Raw genomic sequence first — 23,028 nt, 5'->3', positions numbered from 1 at the left:
TTAATTGACAGTTCTTGAAAAATTGTAAATAGGAATCAAAAAATAAACGTGTTATTATCTATTTTATTGACATAGTGTTAATAAAACAAGTAGAAAGAGGAAGAATGTAATGTCGGAATCGATCAATAAAAAAGTACTATTAACAGTTTTAATTTTCGGGTGTTTTTTATCTACACTAAATCAAACGCTGTTAAACGTTGCATTAAGTAATTTAATGGACGTATTTTCTGTTTCTGCGACAACCGTTCAGTGGTTAGCTACTGGTTTTATGTTAGTAAACGGGGTGCTAGTCCCTATTACAGCATACTTAATGAAACGCTTCTCAACACGCCAATTATTTATAAGTTCAATGCTGTTTTTATTAGTAGGCTCTATTTTTTGTGCAATAGCTCCGAACTTCACCACTTTACTAATAGGTCGTATGATTCAAGCAATAGGGGCGGGAATTATTATGCCGTTGCTAATGAGTATCGTGATGTTTATTTTCCCTCCTGAAAAAAGAGGTAGTATGATGGGGTTAATTGGGCTAGCTATGATTTTCGCTCCAGCTATTGCACCAACATTAGCAGGTTTTGTAATAGATAATTATTCTTGGCGTTGGTTATTTATCGGCATCATTCCATTTGTCGTGACCATTCTATTTATGGCAATGAAATATTTAAATAATGTTTCAGAAACCGCAAAAGCAAAGTTAGATGGTATCAGCGTTATTTTATCAACAATGGGCTTTGGTCTTATTTTGTATGGATTTAGTAATGCAGGAAGCCATGGTTGGGATGATAAAGTTGTAATTGCTTCTATACTTGTAGGGATAATGATTACAGCAATGTTTTGTCTTCGACAAATTAAATCATCTGATCCACTTCTTAACTTATCCGTTTTTAACAATAAGTTATTTACGCTCACGTCCATCATCAACATTATTGTTACAATGATGATGTATGCGGATATGATTTTATTACCAATATATTTACAAAACGGAAGAGGATTTACAGCTTTAGATGCCGGTTTATTATTATTACCGGGTGCACTTGTAAATGCCTTTATGTCTCCAGTGACAGGAAAAATGTATGACCGCTTTGGAGCAAAGCCGTTATTTATTATCGGTTTGATTTTTGTCATTCCTTCAATGTGGGGTGTAACGGATTTATCAGAAACAACAACCTATAGCTTTATAATGATACGTACTATTTTTCTACGTATAGGGTTGAGTTTTATCACAATGCCATTGAATACAGCTGGTTTGAATGCCTTACCGAAGACACTTGTCACACATGGTACAGCAGTGAATAATACATTACGTCAAATCGCAGGCGCAATTGGATCTGCTGTCGTTATTACAATTTTCACAGCACAAACGACAAACCATGCGAAAACATTGCTAGTAGAAACACCAGATGCTACGGCTGAAGGTATTCGTACACTTGCTTCAATCTTAGGTTCAAGTGATGCCTATTATTTCATGACAATCTTAGCGATCATTGCATTTGTATTAACTCTATTTGTTCCATCTAAAAATAAGTTTAAACAACAAGCATAATGATTAAGCATTCAAAGAACAACTTTAAGAGCCTTACTACAATAAACTGTAGCAAGGCTCTATGTTTTTACAATTGGCTGTTTTCGTAAAGTTTGTTGCTCTTTTTAATAAAAATTTGCTTACATTAAAGAGCGAATGTTCTATAATATGGATGTGTACATATAAGGAGTGTTATGCATGAGACCTATGCTTACAAAAGAAATTAGTAGTCAAGATTTTATGGATTTTTATTGGTTAAAAGAAGAATTGCAATCATTTTGTAGAGATAATGGAATAAGCGCGTCGGGCTCTAAGATCGAGATTTCTGATAGAATTGAAACTTTTCTTCGGACAGGAAAGATAAAAAAACCACAAAGAAATTCAAAGGCTAATAATAAACCTCGAACTAACAGTGAATTAAGTCTTGATACAGTCATTACGGAAAATCATCGTTGTAGTCAAGATGTGAGAGCATTTTTCAAGACGGTAATTCCAAAGTTTCATTTTTCTACCTATATCCAAAACTACATTAAAAACAATATTGGAAAAACGTATCGTGATGTTGTGGATGCTTGGTATGAAGAAGAAAAACGTAAAAAAGACCCATCACACCAGAAGAAAATTCCACCTCAGTTTGAATACAATCAATTCATTCGTGACTTTTTCTCTGATTCAAAAAATAAAGGGAAAAGTCGTGCAGAGGCGATTGAAGCTTGGAATAAAATGAAGAAACTCCCTGGAAGTAACAAATATATACCTGAAAATTAGTCTTTTAATTGAGGTAATTTTCAACGAGTGGAATTTAGCATTTGTTCTCTATTTACAAGCCAGCGAAACCAATACCTCATTGTAAATTGCTCTATTAGTAGGTAGCAACAATTTATGTAAGAAAACAGCCATATGATTAAGTAGTCTCTACCTTTCAAGTTAAAAGAAAAGTAGTAATAGTTAGAATGGAAATTTGGAATATGGAAGAATTATAATGCGATTAATAGTTAATTTTTGTATAATTGATTAAAGGGGAGTGGTTTTATATGAATCAGCAAAAGATGCCACCAGCACTATTGCGTTTAATCGTTATTTTTCCCAATGTGCTGAGCTATTTATTACTATTTGGACTAATTATGTTTGTTATCTCAAATTATGACACATTAAAAGCGACGGACAACTTAACGGTTTGGTTTATTTTTATTGTAGTGCTTGCACCGGCTGCTGCCTACACAACATTCAGTATCGTCAAGAAAATTCGTTCCGGACAAATGTAAGTAATAACAACACGTGTATTCTTTAGTTTATCTAATGGATACACGTGTTTTTTTCTTTGAAGTCTTTATTGTCATATTGTTAAAGTTATTGCTGATATTAGAAGTCAAAACTCATTTATAAACGAAGGCACATGATGAGCTGCTTGACAAGTGTTTCCCCTAAATCCTCTAATTTAGAAAAAGGCCCCCATTAAACTTTGTACAATTACTTGGAAAAAAGAAGAATTACGTTCAACTTACGATTTTCATTTGTGAAAAAAGTGTGCTCATTATCCTCATAGATTGTACATAATGTCCATTCATCTTCTTAAAGCGCATCATGAAAATATTTGATTTAGAAGAAAAGTGTTGATAGAAAGACCCCTTAGGTGTTTTACTCTCCTTGGTAATTCGATCCACAGAAACATTATCATATCCAAGACTTTTAAATATTTCGAGCGCTACATTCATAATATAGACCACAATCTAATGTATGGAGGTGTTTTAAAATGGAAAAATTAAGAAGTTCTGAAGAGTTGGAATCATTATTTAAGGATAATATGCGTTTATTAGTTGGAGGATTTGGTATTTCAGGAACGCCGTTAACATTATTAGATGCTGTAGCAAAGTTCGAGGCAGGAAATTATGAGATTGTTAGTAATAACTTAGGTGATGACGGCAAAGGGCTTCATAAAGTGTTCGAGGCAAGGAAAATTGCTAAAGCGATTGGTTCTTTTTTTACAATTAACAAAGAAGCTGTTATGGCTTGGTCAATTGGAAAATTGGAGATTGATTTAATGCCACAAGGGACGTTAGCAGAAGCAATTCGTTGCGGTGGTGCTGGAATAGGTGGTTTTTATACACCAACAGCTGTTGGGACACGATTAGCTGAAGGCAAAGAAGTTCGTGAAATTGATGGGGTTCGTTATTTATTTGAGAAGGCAATTAAAGGGGATATAGCACTTATTAAAGCATCGAAAGCCGATAAAGCAGGAAATTTAGTGTACCACACAACTGCAAGGAATTTTAATCCTCTAATGGCTACTGCTGCAGAGGTAGTTATTGCTGAAGTAGATGAAATCGTTGAAATTGGAGAGCTAAATCCTGAAGAAATTGTAACACCACACGTCTTTGTAGATTTCATAGTTGAAAGTAAATACATCAAACAGGGAGGTACTTATGTTGACATTAAATAGTCGAGAAATAATTGCAAAGCGTATTGGAATTGAGCTAAAAGATGGGGACGTAGTGAATCTGGGGGTAGGAATTCCAACACTTGTTTCTAAATATATTGCAGATAAAAAAGTATATTTGCAAACTGAAAATGGGCTACTAGGCATGGGTCCATCACCACTCATGGATGACATAGATATAGATTTAATTGATGCAGGGAAACATCCCGTAACAATTACACCCGAAGCGTCATTTTTTGATAGCGCATTCTCGTTTGCAATGATTAGAGGAAAACACATAGACGTAGCTGTTTTAGGAACACTTGAGGTTGACCGTTATGGTGAGATCGCAAACTGGTCTGTACCGAATCAACCAATTTTAGGTGTTGGAGGTGCAATGGATTTAGTCGCTGGAGCAAAGAAAGTAATTGTAGCTAGTACTCTTTTTAAAAAAGATGGAACTCCTAAGTTAGTAGAATCGTTAACGCTTGATTCAAGTGGTGAACGACGTGTTAATCAATTTGTAACGGAGTATGCAAATTTTATTTTCCAAGATGATGAGATTTTCATAAATGATATTTATGGAGATTTGACATTTGAAGAATTAAAAAGGCGAATTGGTTTACCGTTGAGACAAAAATAAACAACTATCAGGAGGGAAAAGTAGATGTGGAGTTTAATTACGATTGTGATTTCATTAATTCTTTTAATCGTATTAGCTTTAAGGGGATTTAGTATTATCATCATCGCTCCTGCTGTGAGTTTATTTGTAATGGTAACGAATGGATTTCCGATTTTAGAGACGTTCCAAGATACGTACATGACAGGATTTATAGGTTATGTTCAGAAATATTTCCTGATTTTTTTATTTGCATCTATGTTTGGAAAGCTAATGGATGATAGTGGTGCAGCTCGTCAAATTGCTAATCTCTTATTGTTGATTATTGGTAAGAATAGCAAATACAAAGTGTTAGTAGCAATTATGGTCATTTGTGCGTTTTTAACGTATGGTGGGATAAGCTTATTCGTAGTAGTTTTTGCAGTATTACCGATCGCAAGACCATTATTCAAAGAGCTAGATATTCCGTGGCATCTATTCATGGCACCGTTCTTTACAGGGATTGGGACATTCACGATGACCATGTTGCCAGGGACACCTTCTGTACAGAACATTATCCCGACAAAGTACCTTGGGACAACAGTTACAGCGGCACCTTTACTAGGTATTATTGCAGCGGTGTTCGTCATTGCGATTAACCTATGGTATATGAAGTTCGCGTTAAAACGTTCAGAACAACGTAAGGAAACTTATGCAAATATGACAAACCCAGAAAAAGATGGTCAAGAAGGAATTAAGGACCTCTATGAAGGTCGTCCATTACCAAATATTGTTGTGAGTTTAGTTCCCCCAATTGCTTTACTAGTGATACTGAATGTTTTCAAAATTGATATTACTTATACATTAATGGGTGTTGTAGTATTAACAACTATATTATTCTGGAATTATATTGAAATAAAGAAAAATACACTAAATGAAGGTGCAGTATCAGCCATACTACCAATTGTTAATACGAGTGCAGACGTTGGTTATGGCTCTGTCATTGCAATTACAACAGGTTTCAGTCTTTTCAATGAAGCCATGACACAAATTCCCGGTAGTCCCCTAATTTCGCTTTTCTTAGCAACAACGGCACTTGCAGGCATCACGGGGTCTTCAAGTGGTGGTTTAGGGATTGCAATGGAAGCGCTATCATCAACTTATCTAAATTTAGGATTAAATCCGGATGCCATGCATAGGGTAATGGCAGTTGCCTCAGGAGGACTTGATTCATTACCGCATAATGGTGCTGTCATTACAATATTAGTTGCTTCAAAGTTAACACATAAAGACGCCTATAAACATATCTTCGTTGTTTCGGTTATTGCGCCTTTAATTGCAAGTATTCCAATGTTGATTGCTACGGTTTTATTATACTAATGCCTAAGGGGGAAGTAAGTATGATTCAAAAGGTTGGAGTTATTGGAGCTGGAACAATGGGATTTGGGATAGCGTTTCAAATTATCACGAATGGAATGCCCGTTGTTTTACAAGATATTAAGGAGGAATCTTTGCAATTAGCAGGTGAAAAATTAAAAACTTATTTAAAAATTTTTCGTGAGGAAGGGACATTGTTTGGCGATTCAGATGAAACAATTACAAATCGGTTAACCTTTACTACAAAAATCGAAGGTGTTGCTGGATGTGATTTGGTAATTGAATCTGCAACAGAAAACCTCGAACTCAAACAGGAAATTTTCAGGCAACTAGATGAAATTTGCGGGGAAAATGTAATTTTAACATCTAATACTTCAAGTTTAAAACTATCAGAAATCAGTCGTAATGTAGAAAAACATAAGGATAAAGTGATGATAACACATTTTTTTAATCCAGCGCATATTGTTCCACTTGTAGAGCTTCTTAAAGGGCCTGATACGAAACAAGAGACCTATGATGAAGTTAATGCGTTTATGAAAAAAATGGGGAAGGTTACAATTGAAGTTCGACGAGAGGTGCCAGGTCTTGTAGCCAATCGTATCCAAGTAGCATTAGCACGTGAAGCATTATCATTGTTAGAAGATGGTGTTGTCTCAGAGCGAGATTTAGAAAGGGCCATCTTTGCAGGACCTGGATTCCGATTTTCGTCAAGTGGTTTACTGAAAATTATTGATTTTGGTGGGTTAGATATTTGGGATATTGTATTAGGACAATTACAACCAGAGATTGAAACGAATGTGCGTTCGTTTAGCGTAATAAAAGATAAAATCGATCAAGGTAATTTAGGTGTCAAATCTTCGAAAGGTTTCTTTGACTATCCAGGGCAAAGCTTAGATGAATACGTAATAGAGCGTGATCGTTCATTAATTCAACAACTAAAAACATTCGATAAAATACAATGGGAGATTGAGCATGCGTAATATTTTAGTGACAGGTGCAGGAGGCGGTTTAGGGGCAGCGATGGTGAAAAAGTTTGTTGAGGAAGGGGATTATGTATTTGCTACAGATTTAAAGTTAGAAGCAGCTCAAGCAGTGGCAGATTTATATCCAGGCAAGGTCGAGGCAATTGAGTTAGATGTTTCAAATGTAGTTTCTGTCCAATATGTAATTGATACCATTTGCAGAAAGCATGAACTGCATGTTCTTGTGAATAATGCTGGTATACAATACCGTGCTAAAATTGAAGATTTTCCAGAAGATAAGTGGGACTTGCTTCAAAATGTCATGTTAAAAGGACCATTCTTAATGACTAAGTATGTGTTCCCCTATATGAAAAAGCAACAACATGGACGTATCGTTAATATATCATCGGTTCATGGTGAAATGGCTACACCTGAAAAAGTTGCATATGTCGCAGCGAAGCATGGTGTCATTGGCTTGACACGTGTAGCAGCACTAGAAGGTGCAATGCATGGAATTACTGTGAATGCTGTTTTACCTGGTCCTGTGAAAACACCATTACTTATAAAACAATTAAAAGATCTTGAAGAAAGTAGAGGCATGTCGGAAAATGAGGCATTAAATGAAATTGTCTATCCAAAGCAAGCGATGCAACGTTTTATTACAGCACAAGAAATTGCAGATAGTGTATTCTTTATTTCTTCGAAGCAAGCAACGGGGATAACGGGTGAAGCATTGAATGTTTCAGGCGGGATGTAAAAAGGGGGATTGACCATGTCTGTAAAGGAGCATCAGTTAAATCCATTAGCTAAGATTGTCACTTCAGCAACAGCAGGTGTAAACCCAACTATTATGGGAATTGGTCCTGCCCCGGCAATTCGTAAAGTATTGAGTAAAGCTAATTTAACATTAGATGATATTGGTTTATATGAACTCAACGAAGCATTAGCAGCACAGGCTTTAGCAGTTTTAAAGGAGTTAGATATTGATCAAGAAAAAGTAAATGTTAATGGAGGGGCAGTGGCATTTGGACATCCAGTTGGGGCAAGTGGTGCGCGTATTACTTATTCCCTTGCATTGGAGATGCAAAAACGAGGTATCAAATACGGTATAGCAAGCTTATGTATTGGTGGTGGGAATTGCAATTTTATTTGTAGTACTAATAGGGAAAACGGATTTATAATTTTTAGACACCCATTATCATCTATAAATAGGATTCTAAAAATATGAACTTTTTAAAATTTATCAGTAGAAGATTAGTGTGCGTATTCAATTACAATTTGAATACGCTTTTTAACTTGAAAGAAAACAGCCATACTGTTACCTGCTTCTTTATTACGCTTCACTTGGCGTGATAAGGATGGATTAATCTACAACTTATGTAGTGTGTATGTTGAATTCAAGGCGAATAAAATAATTCCATAGAGAGAAACTAAAAATACAAGTTTTTTCATGTTAAATTTGAAAAGCGGGGTGTTTTTTATGGATCCAACAAATTGCGATTTTTCACCAATGAAACAAACATTAAAGGAAGAGCTTTTGCAGGTCATACATTCATTACAGCAAAGTGTAGAAGCTATGGATACGGATACAAACTGTCTTCTTGGGAATTTTGAAAAAATAAAAGAGAAATTTGTAACGATTGAAATGAAGGCTGCTACGTTTTATTTGAATTGCTATCTTTCGCCGTTTACTGAAAAATATCCTGAGCTTTCACATAGCGTACAAAATATGTCTAAAAGAAGACACGGCGGATTAATTGTTATTGAACGGGAGGATTCAGTAGCATCTATTATACAGCCTGGTATTCATATTGGTGCAGAAGTAACGCATTCCTTATTAGAATCTATTTTTTTCCCTGGAAATCCACTTCATGATGGCGCCGTTTTAATAAGCCAAAATCTAATTAAATCAGCAGCAAATGTACTGCCACTGTCAGAGAGATATATGGGGGAAAAGAAATTAGGCACAAGGCATCGAGCAGCATTAGGGTTAAGTGAAGTAAGTGATGCGCTTGTCATGATAGTGTCTGAAGAAACAGGGAGAATTTCCTTTGCCTTTAAAGGAAACTTATATCCGATTACGACGCATGGCATTATATAGTGTGAGCTTCACACTGAAAAATATCTTGAATTCAAGATATTTTTCTTGCTTGTACATCACTTGCGTGGTAAAGTGACAATGAGAGGGGGAGGAAGCGATGCAAAAACATACGCTCGGGACAGTGACGTGGATTCGGATGATGCGCTTTACAAATCAAAGTAATCAGCTATCCAATGAGTTTTTAAAGCGCTTTGGTTTAACGACTGCACAATTTGATGTCCTAATCCAAATTAAGACATATGCACCGTTAACGCAATCCCAATTAGCAGAGAAAGTGATAGTGACGCAAGGTGGTATGTCTAGGATGCTTGCTCGTCTTGAAAAAGATGGACTTATTGAACGGAAGCAAAATTGGAAGACTAAAACAATCTCACTAACAGCAAAAGGCGAGCAGATGATTGATATGGCAACACCAAGTCAGCTACAATTTCAATCTTCATTTTTTGAAGAAGTATTAACAGAAGAAGAACTGAAAACTTTAAATACACTAATGTCGAAAATAGAGAAGCATAGTCGTGATAAAAAATTACCACCAGCGTGATTTTTTTACACAATCACTTGCTTAGTCAAGCGAAAACAAGGAGGAAACATTCATGAACAAATTAAGTGGACATCATCATATATCAATGCTAACAAAAAACGGGAAACGTAATAATGATTTTTACACAAAACTTCTCGGCTTACGTCGTGTAAAGAAATCAGTAAACCAAGATTCGCCTTCCATGTATCACTTGTTTTATGGAGACTTGACTGGAGCACCAGGTACAGAATTAACATTTTTTGAAATGCCTGTAGCAGGTCGGACAGTGCGCGGAACAAATGCCATTACACGTATTGGATTACTAGTGCCAAGCTATGACAGTCTGCAATTTTGGAAAAACCGTTTTCAACAGTTAAAGATTGAGCATAGTGAAATAACAACTTATGCAGGGAAAGATGCATTGTTTTTTGAGGATCATGAAGGGTTAAGAATGGTGCTGTTAAACAATCATGGTCATGAAACACCAGCTCATTGGCAACCATGGGACGGCTCTGATATCCCTGCAGAACATCGTATTTTAGGGATGGGTACAGTTGAAATGACAGTTCGTTACTTGCAACGGACAGTAAGTGTATTAAAAGAGCTATTTAATTACACAGTTGTAACAGAAAGTGAAAAAGAAGCAGTATTGCAATCGATTCCTGGTGAAGTGCTTGGAGAAATCGTTGTTCAAGAATTAGAAGGGCCAAGTGAGAAACCTGGACGTGGTAGTATTCACCATCTTGCACTACGTGTTGGAACAGTGGAGGAATTACAACAGTGGGATCTTAAAATTAAGGAGCAGGGCTTTGATAGTACTGGCATTGTGGATCGTTATTATTTCCAAAGTCTTTATTTTAGAGATCGTAATGGCATTTTATTTGAAATGGCAACAGATGGCCCAGGATTTACAGTTGATTCGGCAATAGAGGATCTTGGCAAAGAACTTGATCTTCCACCATTTTTAGAAGAAAGACGTGCAGAAATCGAAGCTATTTTAGAGCCGCTAGATTAAGGAGAGATATTCATCATGGATAAATACCGTATTGATCAATCGAAAGGCATCGAATTTGGCCTATATTCATTAGGGGATCATATTCCAAATCCATTAACAGGTGAACGTATTTCAGCTCAACAACGAATCCAAGAGCTAATTGAAGCAAGTCAGCTTGCAGAACAAGCGGATATTGATGTCTTTGCTGTTGGCGAAAGTCATCAATCGTACTTTACGACACAGGCACACACAGTTGTTTTAGGAGCAATCGCACACGCTACATCAAAAATTAAATTAGCAAGCTCTGCAACAGTCCTTAGTGTCTCTGACCCTGTACGCGTATATGAAGATTTTGCAACGATTGATTTAATTTCAGATGGACGTGCAGAAATAGTCGCAGGGCGTGGCTCTCGAGTTGGTGCATATCAATTACTAGGTATCGATTTAAAGGATTATGAAGAAATTTTTGAAGAAAAATTAGCGTTACTGAAAAAAATAAATGACAACGAGCTGATCACTTGGGAAGGACAATTTCGTGCACCACTTCACAATGCACAAATTTTGCCACAACCTAAAAATGGGTCGTTACCAATTTGGCGAGCTGTTGGTGGTCCACCTGCAAGTGCCATGAAAGCAGGCTATATGGGCATTCCAATGATGCTAACGACATTAGGTGGTCCCGCTGTTAACTTTAAGCCATCAGTTGATGCCTACAGGGAGGCAGCGGAGAGAAATGGCTTTGATCCGAAAGAGTTACCGATTGCTACAACAAGCCTATTCCACGTCGCACATACGACGGAAGAGGCACTACAAGGGATGTATCCCCATTTAAATGGTGGATTCCAAGCAATTCGCGGCGCAGGTTATCCAAAGCAACAATTTGCGGAAGCACCGGATACAAAAGATGCCTTAATGGTCGGAAGTACGGAGCAAATTATTGAAAAATTACTGTATCAATACGAGCTCTATGGCATGCAACGATTTATGGCACAAATTGATTTTGGCGGTGTGCCATTCGATAAATTAATGAAAAATATCGAAATTATCGGGAACGATATTTTACCAGCAATTAGAAAATATACTGCAAAAAAATAGAGTGATATACTATAAGATACTTGCTTAATAAAGCGGTTGATTGGATTGGAGGCTGGGCGACTCCTTGGGGATCAGCGATAGAGGAACGAAGGCTAAAAGCATCACGTCCTGTGATAACGCCTTCGTGACCAACATTGTGTTGGCCAGAGACCCTGCAGCGAAGCGGCTCATCGGACGCCCCTAGGAAAGCGCCCAGCCGGAGCGGAAATCAACCCCTCGTTTTGCCGAGAAAACTTAATTTCATTGATTTAATAGTTTTTAATCAACATGACGTTGCATGAGAGAAAAATCTCATGCAGCGTTTTTTCGTGGCAACTTTTATTTTTGGTTGGACCACTTGAACCATCGAGCATGACCATCAGGTCGTTCCATTATTCGGATAGATTCTATTTCACCTTGATCCATAAAATCTTGATGCAGTTGTATATCAAATAAATTGTTATAACAATGATAGAGAGGTCGTTCCATGCTGATCTCTTTTAATTGTTCAATTAGTTCAAGGCGTAACTCCATTGGGATTTGATTGGCCACATGCGTATGATAAACAACTAATAGCGCATCTTGATTAATATCTCTACTAATTTCTTTTATAAATTTAATAGCATCTCCTTTTATCAGTTCTAAATCGAGTTCTTTTAAAATAGGGAGTGCTTGATTTAATAAAAGTCTACGTTCTTGATGCTCTGGCCAAATTAAAGCTTGGAGCCATCGAAGCTCTTCCTCATTATGAATATCAATAGGATTTAAATCGATCCCAACACGTTTACAAACAACAGGAGCATTTGTAATGGAAGCTGGAAGCCGTTCTCCCCGATTTTCTGAGGACAAAACGAAAGCGCTATTTGAATGGTTTATATGAAGCTGTTGATTGTAGCAGTAATTATATTGATCCATCCCAAGTTGAAGTCCTGCACTTGCCCCGATTTCTATTAAGGCTAAAGGTTTTTGATGGCCTTCATAAATTTCTGTCATCATCGGATAAAGGTAAGTACAACGGCGAATCTCATTAGTCTGGACAAGTTTTTCTTGAAATAAAATCTTCAATTCATCTGAATGGGATAATACGAATGCTTTAAAAACAGGATAGACTTCATTTATTGGTTTTGGTGTTGTCGTTAAGGATGGATAAAAATAAACTAATTCGTCTTTGGTTGATGACAGTAAATACTGAACGCCAGCTAATAATAAATTAGGTACAGGTTGTCCTTTAGGTATAAATGCGGCAACTTTTAATATTTCATCATCATCGGCAATCTTATTGGCTAAATGTTCATATAGTGGACTTGAATTTTCACATTCATTTTTGGCAAAAGTACGGAATTGCTTACTTAATTTAGCTAACATACGATTCTCCCCTTTGTTAAAAGTAATCGATCTAATTTTAGTTTATTATTGTTCGATAATTTAGTAAATTAAATATAGTTAATGAAGTTGGTTAAAAAGATTAATCTTTCAGCGGGTGTTCAAACATCCGCTGAAAGAAGCTAAAGCCTCCGGCGGATGTTTTGGAATCGGCTTTGTGCTTGCACAAAGCCGATTCCGGACGCAATTATGCCGAGGCATAATTGATAGAAAGAGGTGAGCGTTTGGATTATAAATGGATACAGTCTTTTGTAGTTGCCGCTAAATCTTGTAATTTTCGAGTAGACGCAGAAGAACTTCATTTATCGCAGCCAAGTATTACAGTTCATATGCATCAGCTAGACAATAGGGTGATAGTTAATAAAATTATTTAATGTTTATTAACATGAATTCCCATATAATATTAATAGGGATATTTTAACTTTTTTTCAGCAAAGAAGGTATTGCCTCCAAGCGGAAGTCACGAATCGAAAAGAAGAAGAGACGGAAAGGTCGGGCAGAACGACGGAAAGAAAAGGCGAAGCGACGGAAGGCATGAGCAGAACGACGGAAGGAAATGGCGAAGCGACGAAAGGCTCGAGCAGAACGACGGAAAGAAAAGGCGAAGCGACGGAAGTCCCGAGCAGAATGACGGAAAGAAAAGGCGAAGCGACGGAAGGCCCGAGTAGAACGACGGAAAGAAAAGGCGAAACGACGGAAGTCCCGAGCAGAGCGATGAATGGGAAAGAAGGCAACGGAAGGCTCGAGCAGAACGACGGAAAGAAAAGGCGAAGCGACGGAAGTCCCGAGCAGAGCGACGGATGGAAAAGCAGGCGACGGAAAGGTCGGGCAGAACGACGGAAGGCCAAGTAGACGACGGATGGAAAAGAGTCCTGCTGCTGACGCTACGCTTTCGCCCAAAAAATATTTGCAGGCCTAAGCGCAAAGCCGATTCCGGACGCAATTATGCCGAGTCATAATTTATTAAAGGTGTGGTTGTATTGAGAATTTTAATGGTTGAGGATCATGAAGATGTAAATGCAATGTTAACAGAATTGTTTGAGCAAGCAGATTATCAGGTAACAAGTGTGATGGATGGAGTAGAAGGACATCGAGCATTTCTACAAAATGAATTTGATATTGTGCTTCTTGATATTATGCTTCCCTATAAAAGTGGTGATGAATTATTAAAAGAAATTCGCGCTATTTCGGATGTACCTGTTGTTATGATTTCAGCAAAAGATTTAGTGTCAACAAAAATTGATTTGCTTCGTTTAGGAGCGGACGATTATATTACGAAACCTTTTGACCTTGGTGAGGTTCTCGCTCGTATTGAATCGATATTACGTCGTGTTAAAAAAGCTACACCAATGAAGCAGCTGCAATACAAGGATATAATGCTGGATGATGTCGCTAAGCGGGTTACAGTGGGTGGTGAGGAGGTCTTACTAACTGCAAAGGAATATTTACTGCTAGAATTGTTTATGGCAAATCAAGAAAAAGTATTCACGAAAGCGAATTTATACGAATCCATTTGGCAAGAAGAATATTTAGGAGATGAACATATTATTAAAATTCATATTAGTAATCTTCGACATAAATTGAAGACAAAAAATTCACAAGCAGATTATATCGAGACGCTTCGTGGGCTTGGCTATCGTTTACGTCCATAAATCATCCGTAATCTATACGTCATCTTTACTTTATCTATACCTTTCATGAGTAATCTATGAATATGAAAGGGAGGTGCTTAATATGGGAGAAACCATATTAAAAACGAATCAATTAACGAAAACATATAAAAAGCATACAGTACTTCACGACGTATCAATCGAATTAAAAGAAGGACGTATTTATGGGCTTATTGGTGAAAACGGTGCGGGAAAAACAACCTTAATGAAAATTGTTTCAGGGATTAGTTTTCAAACAGAAGGTTCATTTGAGTTATTTGGGAAATCATCTGACAAGGAAATACAGCAGCAACGAAAAAGGATTGCCAGTATGATTGAACAACCAGCGATTAGCCCTGATATGACCGCAAAAGGAAACCTTAAATATCATCGTTTAATGCGGGGGATTCCGAATGAGGAGCTAGAAGATGAAATACTGCAATTGGTTGGATTGACGAGTACAAACAATAAGAAAGCTAAGCATTTTTCACTCGGCATGAAACAACGTTTAGGCATTGCTATTGCGTTATTAACTAATCCAGAGCTATTGATTTTAGATGAGCCAGTGAATGGGTTAGATCCTATAGGTGTTGTTGAAATTCGTCAGCTTTTAACACGTCTTTGTGAAGAGCGACAGATGACGATTTTAATTTCGAGTCATAATTTACCGGAACTTTATCAAACAACAACTGATTATATCATTATTCATAAAGGGAAAATTATGAAACAAATGACGCAACAACAGCTCGACGAAGAATGTAGACATTATATTCGCATTGGTTGTACAGCTCCCGAACAATGTGCACATGTATTAGAAACAATTCTTAAAACACAAAATTTTCAAGTCATGCCAAATAAAACAATTAAATTGTATGATTTCTTAGAGAATCTTGGGGACGTATCAACCGCCTTATTTGAAAATGGGGTAACACTTACGGAATTTAGTCTACAAGGAGACACATTAGAGAACTACTTCCTTACGTTAATTGGAGGTGAGCGCCATGTTTAATTTAGTACGTGCTTACCTTTATAAAACAACTAAATCCAAAATATTTTGGGTCTTACTGGCTCTTACAACATGTTCTGCAACAGCAATGTTTAGTATTGCTTATGCTATAGGCAATAACTCAATAAATGAAAGCATCAGCAACGTTGGTTTTTTACTATCTGATATGAATATGATGTCAATAGTAGGCGCAGTACTTGCCACTACACTTATTTGTTCAGATTTTGATACAAAAAATATCCATCATCCGATTATAAGCGGCTTTGCAAGAATCCAAATAGTCATCAGTAAAGCGATTGTTTTTTGGATCTTACTTATTGTTCTTGTAAGTCCTTATATCATCGTGACAATAATTGGTTTATCCATGGACAGCACGATTAGTATGGGCGGGAAAGCAGCAGGTTTTTTAAGCATTCTAACGGCGACTACTAGTGGCAGCTTTGCCGATTACGTAACAATAATGAGCACTATGACAATAGTCTATCTTGCGCAGTTAACGACTTGTATTTTACTGGCGTTTGCCTTCAGAAAATCGGTGCTTGTAGTAGCTGCGTATTACATGATGTCCATGTTCTTTGGGCAAGTTGCTAGTTTTCAGAATTCATTTAAGATGGTAGATAAAGTATTGTCCTTCACACCCTATTCAGCGGAGTATCTTGCGATTAATTTAAGCATGAGTAAAGGTGATTTAATTTCGGCCGTCTCCATTTGTGTCGTATTTATAGTAGTCATTTTATATGTAACATTCATGACATTTAGAAAAGCAGAAATCAAGTAAGGAGATGGTAGGGAATGTGGATTGTGGCAATTGTAATCATTGTAGGATTACTATTTTATATTTTTTATATACAAAGGCAACTACAATTGATGAACATTCAATTGTCACAACGTCTACATGAGCAATATACACAGCCAATTAGCGTAGAGCTATTAAACAAAGAAATAAATCAACTAGTGGCAAATATAAATCGCATATTAATAGAATCACAAAAATCAAGGTCGTATATTAAGCGGGAAGAAAAATACTATAAGGAAATGATTTCAAACATTTCGCATGATTTTCGTACGCCACTCACTGCGATAAAGGGCTATCAACAAATGCTTTTAAAAGAACCCTTAACAGAAAAGCAGCTTGCAAAGCTTGAAATCGCACAAAAACATGTTGGAAGACTAGAGCAATTATTAGCAACATTTTTCGAATATTCCTATTTGCATAGTAATGAAGATAAGCCCAAAAAAGATCGTATTAATATTTCAAACATAGTATTTGAAGAGATTGCTGGTGCCTTTGTACAATTTGAACAAAAAGGAATAGCCGTCAACTTACCAAATTTTGAGCCGCTCATTATTCACTCTGATGAAGAAATGCTTTTACGCATTGTACAAAACTTAGTACGAAATAGTATCATGCATGCGCAAGGGGATGTAACGATCAAGCTGTGGTTAGAAGAAGAACATGCATATATCTGTTTTCAAAATCCGATTGATGAAAATAGTCAACTAAATCCTAACCAGCTCTTTGATCGATTTTATACAACAGACAATTCCAGACGTAAAAACACGGGACTAGGGTTATCTATTGTCAGGCTGCTAGCAGAAAAATTAGGTGGAAGTGCAACAGCCAAAATAGAAGAAGGCATGATTGAGTTTTTAGTGTGTGTAAAAAGGGATTTGAAATAGAAGTAGCCAAGCAGTTTAGTGCATCTTGGCAATAAGCCATTCTTCCACTTTAATCATCGATGTTCGTGGTTCTATCAGCGATACTTTTTGGGTATAAATTCTTGAAAATAAAAGTGATGTGTTATAATAGGGGTAAGAAAAAGACCGTATAGTGCTGTAACACCATACGGTCAAGTAACAAACAAACGCTTCAAGAGCCATTGGCAAGACGAAAGTAAAAGCACTTTAACCCTGCTTAGGTTTTAAAGGGTGCTTTTACTTTTTCAATTTATAACTTCTACTTTACTACTAATTCCATAAGCTAGATTCGAAGTGTCTATGCTCTCAATCCAAACTTTTACCTTACTACCGACTTTCATATTTTTTACTTCTCGTTTTAATTCAAAATAAGCCGCACTTTGAGCTTTCTTTATCGTTTCTTCTTCAGATAAACCTTTAATTTCCTCTTTTGTCACGCCTTTTACTACTAATATCTGATTATCCTTTATTTTCGCTACAATTCCTTCCATAGTTGATTCTGCATTATTGGTTGTATGTTCTGAACAACCAATAATGCAGGTAACAAGACCTGTAATTAAAAGCATAGAAATAACTAATTTTTTTTTCATTTTTAGTTGAGTTTTCAAATATGAATAAGGCTCCTTTCAATTTTATTGACTCATTAACTAGTCTTATCTACTATCTCCAAAAGGAAGGAAAACTCTACAGAACAATAACGATTCCTTAAAAGTTTTCATCCTACTATGTCGTGTCTAATTTATCACAAAATTTCGATTTTTACATCAAAAGCTCCTTTAAAATGGACACAATACTTTTGCTCTAAAACTCATCAATTTCTAATCTATGAGAATATATTGATTTTCCTAAATTAGATGAACGTAGTATGAACTCTTACCAGGTTACAAATAATTGCTAAGAAATCCGTGAAATATGTAGTACTACTTCCTTGTCCTAACTTTGCGCTAGGTGTTTTCTTAACACAATGTAGTTGAATACAAAATTTGAAATAACAAGGGGTAGTAGACATAAATAAAAATTCAAAAGGTAACATTAATAGATATTTTGTTTGAGAATTCTTGGAAGGGAATATTGACTTCTGAGATTAATGAAATTGTATCTGACGATGTTCCAGGAAAAAGAGATTTTATATCGTTTTTTTTCGATAGCAATAGGTATATTCCGTCGAAAATGAGGGTGATGATTCTAACACATTGTTGAGGCAAAAGATAGAAGGATAGATTACTCTGATGACTTTGAGAACTTTGTTTTGTTTCATACCCATTAATATTTTCTCGTGCAGAATTAGATTGGTAAAAGAGTATACTGTCAGCGAGGTATTAGGGATTTTCACCATCGTCAATGGAGAACTCATAACGGCAGATGATGCAGAGACGATAGTGAAGGCAATTGAAGATGAAATTAAACAAAAATCCTGTTTATTAACATGAAAACAGCTTGTTAGCATTAAGCAACAAGCTGTTTTTTATATGTTGATGAATAGTCGCTATACCGCTATTTTTCACCAACCACGTACGTATTGCACTGGAGGTTTAACTTCTTCTCTTAAATCCATAGCAGCATGAAGTGGCCAATATGGCTCGCGCAGAAGAACACGCGCAAGGAAGATTAAGTCAGCACGATTATTTTGTAAAATTTCCTCTGCTTGAATAGCTGTCGTAATAAGGCCGACTGCTCCAGTTGGAATATCAGCACCATGCTTAATCGCTTCAGCATGAGTTACTTGGTAGCCTGGAAAAACATTAATATGTGCTTGCACTACACCACCTGTAGAAACATCCACTAAATCGATACCTTGTGATTTCATCCAACGACTGAAGACGATAAAATCATCCATTGTTGTACCATCTTCTGCATAGTCCTCAGCGGAAACGCGTACAAGTAAAGGGCCATCCCAAACACTTCGAATAGCATCGATGACTTGACGTAATAATCGATAACGATTTTCTTGAGAGCCACCGTATTGGTCATTGCGTTTATTCGTTGCTGGTGATAAAAATTCACTTATTAAGTAGCCATGTGCTCCATGGATTTCAAGAACGTCAAAGCCTGCTTTAGCTGCCCGGACAGCTGCTTGTTTAAATGCTTCTACAACATATTCAATGTCTTCTAGTGTCATTTCAGTTGGCGTTTTAAAAGCATCGCTAAATGCAATAGCTGATGGGGCAAATATTTCTCCATCTACAGTTGCTTTACGTCCAGCGTGTGCCAGCTGTATGCCAGCTTTTGCTCCGTATACTTTCATTCCTTGAACTAATTGACTTAAACCTTCAATATGAGCGTCATTCCAAATACCAAGATCGTTACTAGAAATACGACCCTCTGGTACAACACTTGTAGCCTCAACAATAATTAAACCAACTTGACCAGCAGCCCGCGTTGCATAATGTACTTGGTGGAAAGGTGTGACAAGTCCATCATCCTGTGCCGAGTACATACACATCGGCGCCATCACTACACGGTTTTTTAAAGTGATATTTTGCAATTGATAAGGTTCGAATAATTTAGCCAATTTAAAGCCCCCTAATCCCTATTGATATACTTTATTTTGGCATACATTATTTACTATTTGCAAGTAATCGAGATCGAGCTTCAGCTTCTTTAATGCATGCTTCAATGGCTTCATTAAATTGATATTGCTCAAGAGCTTTAATTCCAGCTTCTGTTGTACCGCCCGGACTGGTTACTTTTTGGCGTAATACATCAGGCTCATCGACGGATTGCTTCAGCATTTCTGCAGTACCAGCAAGTGTTTGTGTCATTAATAGTCGTACTGTATCCTTCGAGAGACCGACCTTTGTACCAACCCGTTCAAATGCCTCCATTAAATAATAAATATAAGCTGGCCCACTCCCGGAAAGGGCAGTTACAGCATGTAATTGATCCTCATCTACCTCAATAACTGAACCAATCGCCTCTAAAAGCTGTAAGAAAAGAGCGCGTTGTTCTGCTGTTACTTCGTCATTAAAGGCAATCCCGCTCGCAGACATCCCAATAGTCGCAGAAGTATTAGGCATAACGCGTGCGACTGGACGAGCACCTAAATGTTCTGTAATAGTAGTAATGGCAATACCAGCTAAAATAGAAAGTACGGCTGATTGCTCTGTAATTTTAGGCTTTAGCTCACGCATCGCTACAACGGCATCTTTTGGTTTCATCGCTAGAATGATTAAATCAGCCTGCTGATAAATAGCATCATCAAAATTGCTATTTACATTATATGTGTCGTGTAAAAATTGTAAGCGTTCCTTATCTGTGCGATTGGTGACGTAAATTTCTTGTGCTGTAAATACCTTTTGTTTAATCCAGCCCTGAATCAATGCCTCTGCCATAGAGCCTGCACCAATAAATAGTATTTTTTTCATGATAAAACCTCCAGTTCTCAAAATCAATTTCGCCTTGGCGTAATTGTAGCTGTCGCTTCTCTTTCGCTACAGATAAACAATGCGTCCGGTTTTTCAAAATCCGTGACATCCGCCGGAGGCTTTATCTTCATTCAGCTGCCGCTTCGCTTTCGCTACCAAAGCATTTGCTAAATGAAGATAAAAAAAGCGCTCCCGTCCTTATAAAGAAGGACGAAAACGCTGTTGTTTCCGCGGTACCACCTTTGTTTGCCAATTGGCACAACTCATAGCCCTTTTATCGCAAGGGAAACGGTTATGTTTTCATAACTGCTCAGAAGTAGGTTCTGTAATGGGAGCGGGTGATGTCACTTTCAGCAAATGTAACACTCTCTAAGACACCTTCACCAATTACGTACTTGGCTTCATCAACGCACAAAATAATTAGATTATTCAAAATTATATTAATAATACGTCAACCTGTCAACAGGAGGGTGACGAAAAGAAGAAAAACTTGTAAAATAGAATGAATAGGTATTCACTAGTTGCATTAAAGGGGGAAACAGCTTTTGTCTATACACAAAATAGAAATACCAACACCCTATGAAGTAGGAGATGTGAATGCATTTGTTGTAAAAGGAGATGCATTGACCATTTTTGATGTTGGTCCAAAAACAATGGAAGCCTATGATGCACTTAAAAGAGGTATTCGAGCAGTGGGCTTTGATATGCGAGATATTGAACAGGTTGTGTTAACCCATCATCATCCAGATCATGCAGGTTGGGTGGATGCCTTTCCGAACGCTGAAATTTTAGGGCATGCCTATAACGATAAATGGCTTCGTCGTGACGAGGATTTTTTACGTTACCATGTGCAGTTTTACAGTGAGCGCTTATTTGAGCACGGAGTTCCTCAAGAATATATCCAGCCGAGTGTACATGTCCGCCGTGAAATAGAGCTTGTAGGTGAACGACCTTTAACACAAATTCTTAACGATGGAGATGAAGTGCCAGGACATCCTGGATTAAAAGCTATTGAAACATTAGGACACGCGCAAAGTCACTTAATATACTGGGATGAAAAAACTCATGATGTAATAGGTGGAGATTTATTGCTTGCAAAAATAACGCCAAATCCATTAATTGAGCCACCACTAGACCGTACATTAGGACGTACTAAATCGTTACTACAATATAATGAATCACTAGAAATTTTACGTCGATTACCTGTAAAAAAGATGTTTACAGGACATGGTGCTGAGCTAGAGAATATTCCTAATATAATTGATAAACGACTAGAACGTCAGCATCAGCAATCTTTGAAGGTTTGTGAATTATTTGGAGATGATTCATTAACTGCTGTACAAGTAACGAAGCGCTTTTACCCAGCTGTTTTTCAGCGTCAGTTTGGTCTGACGTTGTCCAAAACGCTCGGTTATTTAGATTACTTAGAGGCCAACAATTTCATTACATCTACAAAAACGGAAGAAGGTATCTATTTATTTCAAAGGAAGTAGGTTTAAATATGAACATGAATAAAAAGACCATCTTCGTTACAGGTGCAACAAGTGGTGTAGGATTGAAAATTACAGAATTATTAGTAGCACAGGGTCATACGGTTTATGCAACAGGACGCAATGTAGTTGCATTAAAAGCATTAGAACGCGTAGGCGCAAATGTGATCCAAGCAGATTTAATTAATTTATCTACAATCGATGAAGTATGCGCACAACTACCGCCTCTTGATGTAGCTATTTTATCTGCAGGGGTAGGTAAATTTGGCATTGCAACAGACTTAGCAGATGAAGCTATTAGACAAATGGTAGAGCTAAATGTCAGTGTACCGATGTATTTAGCAAAACGTCTAGCAGAACCTATGATACAACGTCAGCGAGGTCAATTAATCTTCATCGGCTCACAGGCAGGAAAGGTAGCGACACCTAAGGCTAGTGTTTATGCTGCTACAAAGCATGCGATTGTCGGTTTTACAAATGGGCTTCGCATGGAACTGGCTCCGTATAATGTTAAAGTTACGGCGATACATCCAGGTCCAATCGATACACCATTTTTAGATAAGGCGAGTGATGAAAGTGGCTATCGCGAGTCTTTAGGAAGATTTTTACTTACAGCTGAAGAAGTGGCACAAGCTACAGTAAAAACAATTGAACGACCAGTTCGAGAGGTTAATTTACCAAGGGTCATGGGGTTAACAAGCAAGCTGTATGCAATGGCACCTGCAACTGTAGAATTTTTAGGTAAATCATTTTTCAATAAGAAGTAAAGAGCTTGTTTTTCGATAAAAGCCCAAAAAGTTCCGATAAAATGAGGTTTTGTTTCGATAAAAGCTCAAATAGTTTCGATAAATCTTCATTAAAACGAACGAAATTAAG

General features: G+C 37.1%; 25 protein-coding genes and 1 pseudogene. 20 read left to right on the top strand and 6 right to left on the bottom strand.

All coding sequences use genetic code 11. The features are described from left to right. Nucleotides 1-109 precede the first annotated feature (109 nt). The 3 genes from C7Y47_RS01075 (at nucleotide 110) to C7Y47_RS01065 (ending at nucleotide 2,784) form a co-directional block, all read left to right on the top strand. On the top strand, nucleotides 110-1,540 hold the full coding sequence (locus C7Y47_RS01075; protein WP_142507075.1) for a DHA2 family efflux MFS transporter permease subunit: 1,431 nt from the start codon (nucleotides 110-112) through the stop codon (nucleotides 1,538-1,540). Nucleotides 1,541-1,717: 177 nt separating this feature from the next. After that, nucleotides 1,718-2,287, top strand: coding sequence for a DUF6434 domain-containing protein (locus C7Y47_RS01070; protein ID WP_142507074.1), 570 nt, complete (start codon nucleotides 1,718-1,720; stop codon nucleotides 2,285-2,287). Nucleotides 2,288-2,553: 266 nt separating this feature from the next. Then, entirely contained in the window at nucleotides 2,554-2,784 is a 231-nt protein-coding gene (locus tag C7Y47_RS01065; RefSeq protein ID WP_142507073.1) for an acyl-phosphate glycerol 3-phosphate acyltransferase, read from the top strand. 231 nt (nucleotides 2,785-3,015) lie between these two features. Here C7Y47_RS01065 and C7Y47_RS26025 read toward each other — a convergent pair whose 3' ends face one another. Beyond that, entirely contained in the window at nucleotides 3,016-3,234 is a 219-nt protein-coding gene (locus C7Y47_RS26025; RefSeq protein ID WP_142507072.1) for a TetR/AcrR family transcriptional regulator, read from the bottom strand. 38 nt (nucleotides 3,235-3,272) lie between these two features. On the opposite strand from C7Y47_RS26025, the gene C7Y47_RS01055 reads away from it, so the two are divergent. From C7Y47_RS01055 to C7Y47_RS01010, 10 genes and pseudogenes are all read left to right on the top strand, one after another. Continuing rightward, nucleotides 3,273-3,959, top strand: a complete 687-nt coding sequence (locus C7Y47_RS01055) for a CoA transferase subunit A (RefSeq protein WP_142507071.1) — start codon at nucleotides 3,273-3,275, stop codon at nucleotides 3,957-3,959. Next, nucleotides 3,943-4,578, top strand: a complete 636-nt coding sequence (locus C7Y47_RS01050) for a CoA-transferase (RefSeq protein WP_142507070.1) — start codon at nucleotides 3,943-3,945, stop codon at nucleotides 4,576-4,578. The genes C7Y47_RS01055 and C7Y47_RS01050 overlap by 17 nt, the downstream gene beginning before the upstream one ends. 24 nt (nucleotides 4,579-4,602) lie before the next feature. Beyond that, a complete protein-coding gene (locus C7Y47_RS01045) occupies nucleotides 4,603-5,913 on the top strand; it encodes a GntP family permease (protein ID WP_142507069.1) in 1,311 nt (436 codons plus the stop codon). A 20-nt stretch (nucleotides 5,914-5,933) separates the two neighbouring features. After that, nucleotides 5,934-6,890, top strand: coding sequence for a 3-hydroxyacyl-CoA dehydrogenase family protein (locus tag C7Y47_RS01040; protein ID WP_185903361.1), 957 nt, complete (start codon nucleotides 5,934-5,936; stop codon nucleotides 6,888-6,890). Beyond that, the gene (locus tag C7Y47_RS01035; protein ID WP_142507067.1) at nucleotides 6,883-7,629 is read left to right on the top strand and encodes a 3-hydroxybutyrate dehydrogenase; all 747 of its coding nucleotides are present in this window, start codon (nucleotides 6,883-6,885) and stop codon (nucleotides 7,627-7,629) included. Before C7Y47_RS01040 ends, C7Y47_RS01035 begins: the two co-directional genes overlap by 8 nt. 21 nt (nucleotides 7,630-7,650) lie before the next feature. Next, a pseudogene (locus C7Y47_RS01030) lies at nucleotides 7,651-8,100 on the top strand (hypothetical protein); the annotation flags it as partial. A 252-nt stretch (nucleotides 8,101-8,352) separates the two neighbouring features. Then, nucleotides 8,353-8,973 (top strand): sporulation-specific diadenylate cyclase CdaS, encoded by a 621-nt coding sequence (gene cdaS / locus C7Y47_RS01025; protein ID WP_142507065.1) that lies wholly within the window; start codon nucleotides 8,353-8,355, stop codon nucleotides 8,971-8,973. 97 nt (nucleotides 8,974-9,070) lie between these two features. After that, complete coding sequence (locus tag C7Y47_RS01020; protein ID WP_142507064.1) at nucleotides 9,071-9,514, top strand: MarR family winged helix-turn-helix transcriptional regulator; 444 nt, start codon at nucleotides 9,071-9,073, stop codon at nucleotides 9,512-9,514. A 52-nt stretch (nucleotides 9,515-9,566) separates the two neighbouring features. Continuing rightward, on the top strand, nucleotides 9,567-10,508 hold the full coding sequence (locus tag C7Y47_RS01015; protein WP_142507063.1) for a ring-cleaving dioxygenase: 942 nt from the start codon (nucleotides 9,567-9,569) through the stop codon (nucleotides 10,506-10,508). A 15-nt stretch (nucleotides 10,509-10,523) separates the two neighbouring features. Further along, complete coding sequence (locus tag C7Y47_RS01010; protein ID WP_142507062.1) at nucleotides 10,524-11,582, top strand: LLM class flavin-dependent oxidoreductase; 1,059 nt, start codon at nucleotides 10,524-10,526, stop codon at nucleotides 11,580-11,582. Nucleotides 11,583-11,900: 318 nt separating this feature from the next. Here the strand turns inward: C7Y47_RS01010 and C7Y47_RS01005 are convergent, their stop codons facing one another. Both C7Y47_RS01005 and C7Y47_RS01000 read right to left on the bottom strand, forming a co-directional pair. Next, the gene (locus tag C7Y47_RS01005) at nucleotides 11,901-12,926 is read right to left on the bottom strand and encodes a DUF2332 domain-containing protein (RefSeq protein ID WP_142507061.1); all 1,026 of its coding nucleotides are present in this window, start codon (nucleotides 12,924-12,926) and stop codon (nucleotides 11,901-11,903) included. A gap of 435 nt (nucleotides 12,927-13,361) precedes the next feature. Then, on the bottom strand, nucleotides 13,362-13,844 hold the full coding sequence (locus tag C7Y47_RS01000) for a hypothetical protein (RefSeq protein ID WP_142507060.1): 483 nt from the start codon (nucleotides 13,842-13,844) through the stop codon (nucleotides 13,362-13,364). Between the two features lie 80 nt (nucleotides 13,845-13,924). On the opposite strand from C7Y47_RS01000, the gene C7Y47_RS00995 reads away from it, so the two are divergent. The 4 genes from C7Y47_RS00995 (at nucleotide 13,925) to C7Y47_RS00980 (ending at nucleotide 17,279) form a co-directional block, all read left to right on the top strand. Then, complete coding sequence (locus C7Y47_RS00995) at nucleotides 13,925-14,596, top strand: response regulator transcription factor (RefSeq protein ID WP_436970091.1); 672 nt, start codon at nucleotides 13,925-13,927, stop codon at nucleotides 14,594-14,596. 82 nt (nucleotides 14,597-14,678) lie between these two features. Next, on the top strand, nucleotides 14,679-15,602 hold the full coding sequence (locus C7Y47_RS00990) for an ABC transporter ATP-binding protein (protein WP_142507059.1): 924 nt from the start codon (nucleotides 14,679-14,681) through the stop codon (nucleotides 15,600-15,602). After that, nucleotides 15,595-16,377, top strand: a complete 783-nt coding sequence (locus C7Y47_RS00985; protein ID WP_142507058.1) for a hypothetical protein — start codon at nucleotides 15,595-15,597, stop codon at nucleotides 16,375-16,377. Before C7Y47_RS00990 ends, C7Y47_RS00985 begins: the two co-directional genes overlap by 8 nt. Nucleotides 16,378-16,391: 14 nt before the next feature. After that, nucleotides 16,392-17,279 (top strand): sensor histidine kinase, encoded by an 888-nt coding sequence (locus C7Y47_RS00980; RefSeq protein WP_142507057.1) that lies wholly within the window; start codon nucleotides 16,392-16,394, stop codon nucleotides 17,277-17,279. 263 nt (nucleotides 17,280-17,542) lie between these two features. Here C7Y47_RS00980 and C7Y47_RS00975 read toward each other — a convergent pair whose 3' ends face one another. Next, nucleotides 17,543-17,905 carry a DUF3221 domain-containing protein gene (locus C7Y47_RS00975; protein WP_142507056.1) on the bottom strand — a complete coding sequence of 121 codons (363 nt, stop codon included), beginning with the start codon at nucleotides 17,903-17,905 and terminating at the stop codon, nucleotides 17,543-17,545. 681 nt (nucleotides 17,906-18,586) lie between these two features. Between C7Y47_RS00975 and C7Y47_RS24785 the strand changes: the two genes are divergently transcribed. After that, entirely contained in the window at nucleotides 18,587-18,727 is a 141-nt protein-coding gene (locus tag C7Y47_RS24785; RefSeq protein WP_185903375.1) for a hypothetical protein, read from the top strand. A gap of 71 nt (nucleotides 18,728-18,798) precedes the next feature. Here C7Y47_RS24785 and namA read toward each other — a convergent pair whose 3' ends face one another. Next, nucleotides 18,799-19,809 (bottom strand): NADPH dehydrogenase NamA, encoded by a 1,011-nt coding sequence (namA, locus tag C7Y47_RS00970; protein ID WP_142507055.1) that lies wholly within the window; start codon nucleotides 19,807-19,809, stop codon nucleotides 18,799-18,801. A gap of 46 nt (nucleotides 19,810-19,855) precedes the next feature. After that, entirely contained in the window at nucleotides 19,856-20,662 is an 807-nt protein-coding gene (gene proC, locus C7Y47_RS00965) for a pyrroline-5-carboxylate reductase (RefSeq protein ID WP_142507054.1), read from the bottom strand. 545 nt (nucleotides 20,663-21,207) lie between these two features. Here proC and C7Y47_RS00960 point away from each other — a divergent pair. Together C7Y47_RS00960 and C7Y47_RS00955 are read left to right on the top strand one after the other, a co-directional pair. After that, a complete protein-coding gene (locus C7Y47_RS00960; protein WP_142507053.1) occupies nucleotides 21,208-22,155 on the top strand; it encodes an MBL fold metallo-hydrolase in 948 nt (315 codons plus the stop codon). An 8-nt stretch (nucleotides 22,156-22,163) separates the two neighbouring features. After that, nucleotides 22,164-22,919 carry an SDR family NAD(P)-dependent oxidoreductase gene (locus C7Y47_RS00955; RefSeq protein WP_400936824.1) on the top strand — a complete coding sequence of 252 codons (756 nt, stop codon included), beginning with the start codon at nucleotides 22,164-22,166 and terminating at the stop codon, nucleotides 22,917-22,919. Nucleotides 22,920-23,028 lie beyond the last annotated feature (109 nt).

Source organism: Lysinibacillus sphaericus, assembly GCF_006864135.1.
Lineage (GTDB): Bacteria > Bacillota > Bacilli > Bacillales_A > Planococcaceae > Lysinibacillus.
Note: the sequence above shows the minus strand (reverse complement) of the source record. Positions and strands in the feature narration are given on the sequence as shown.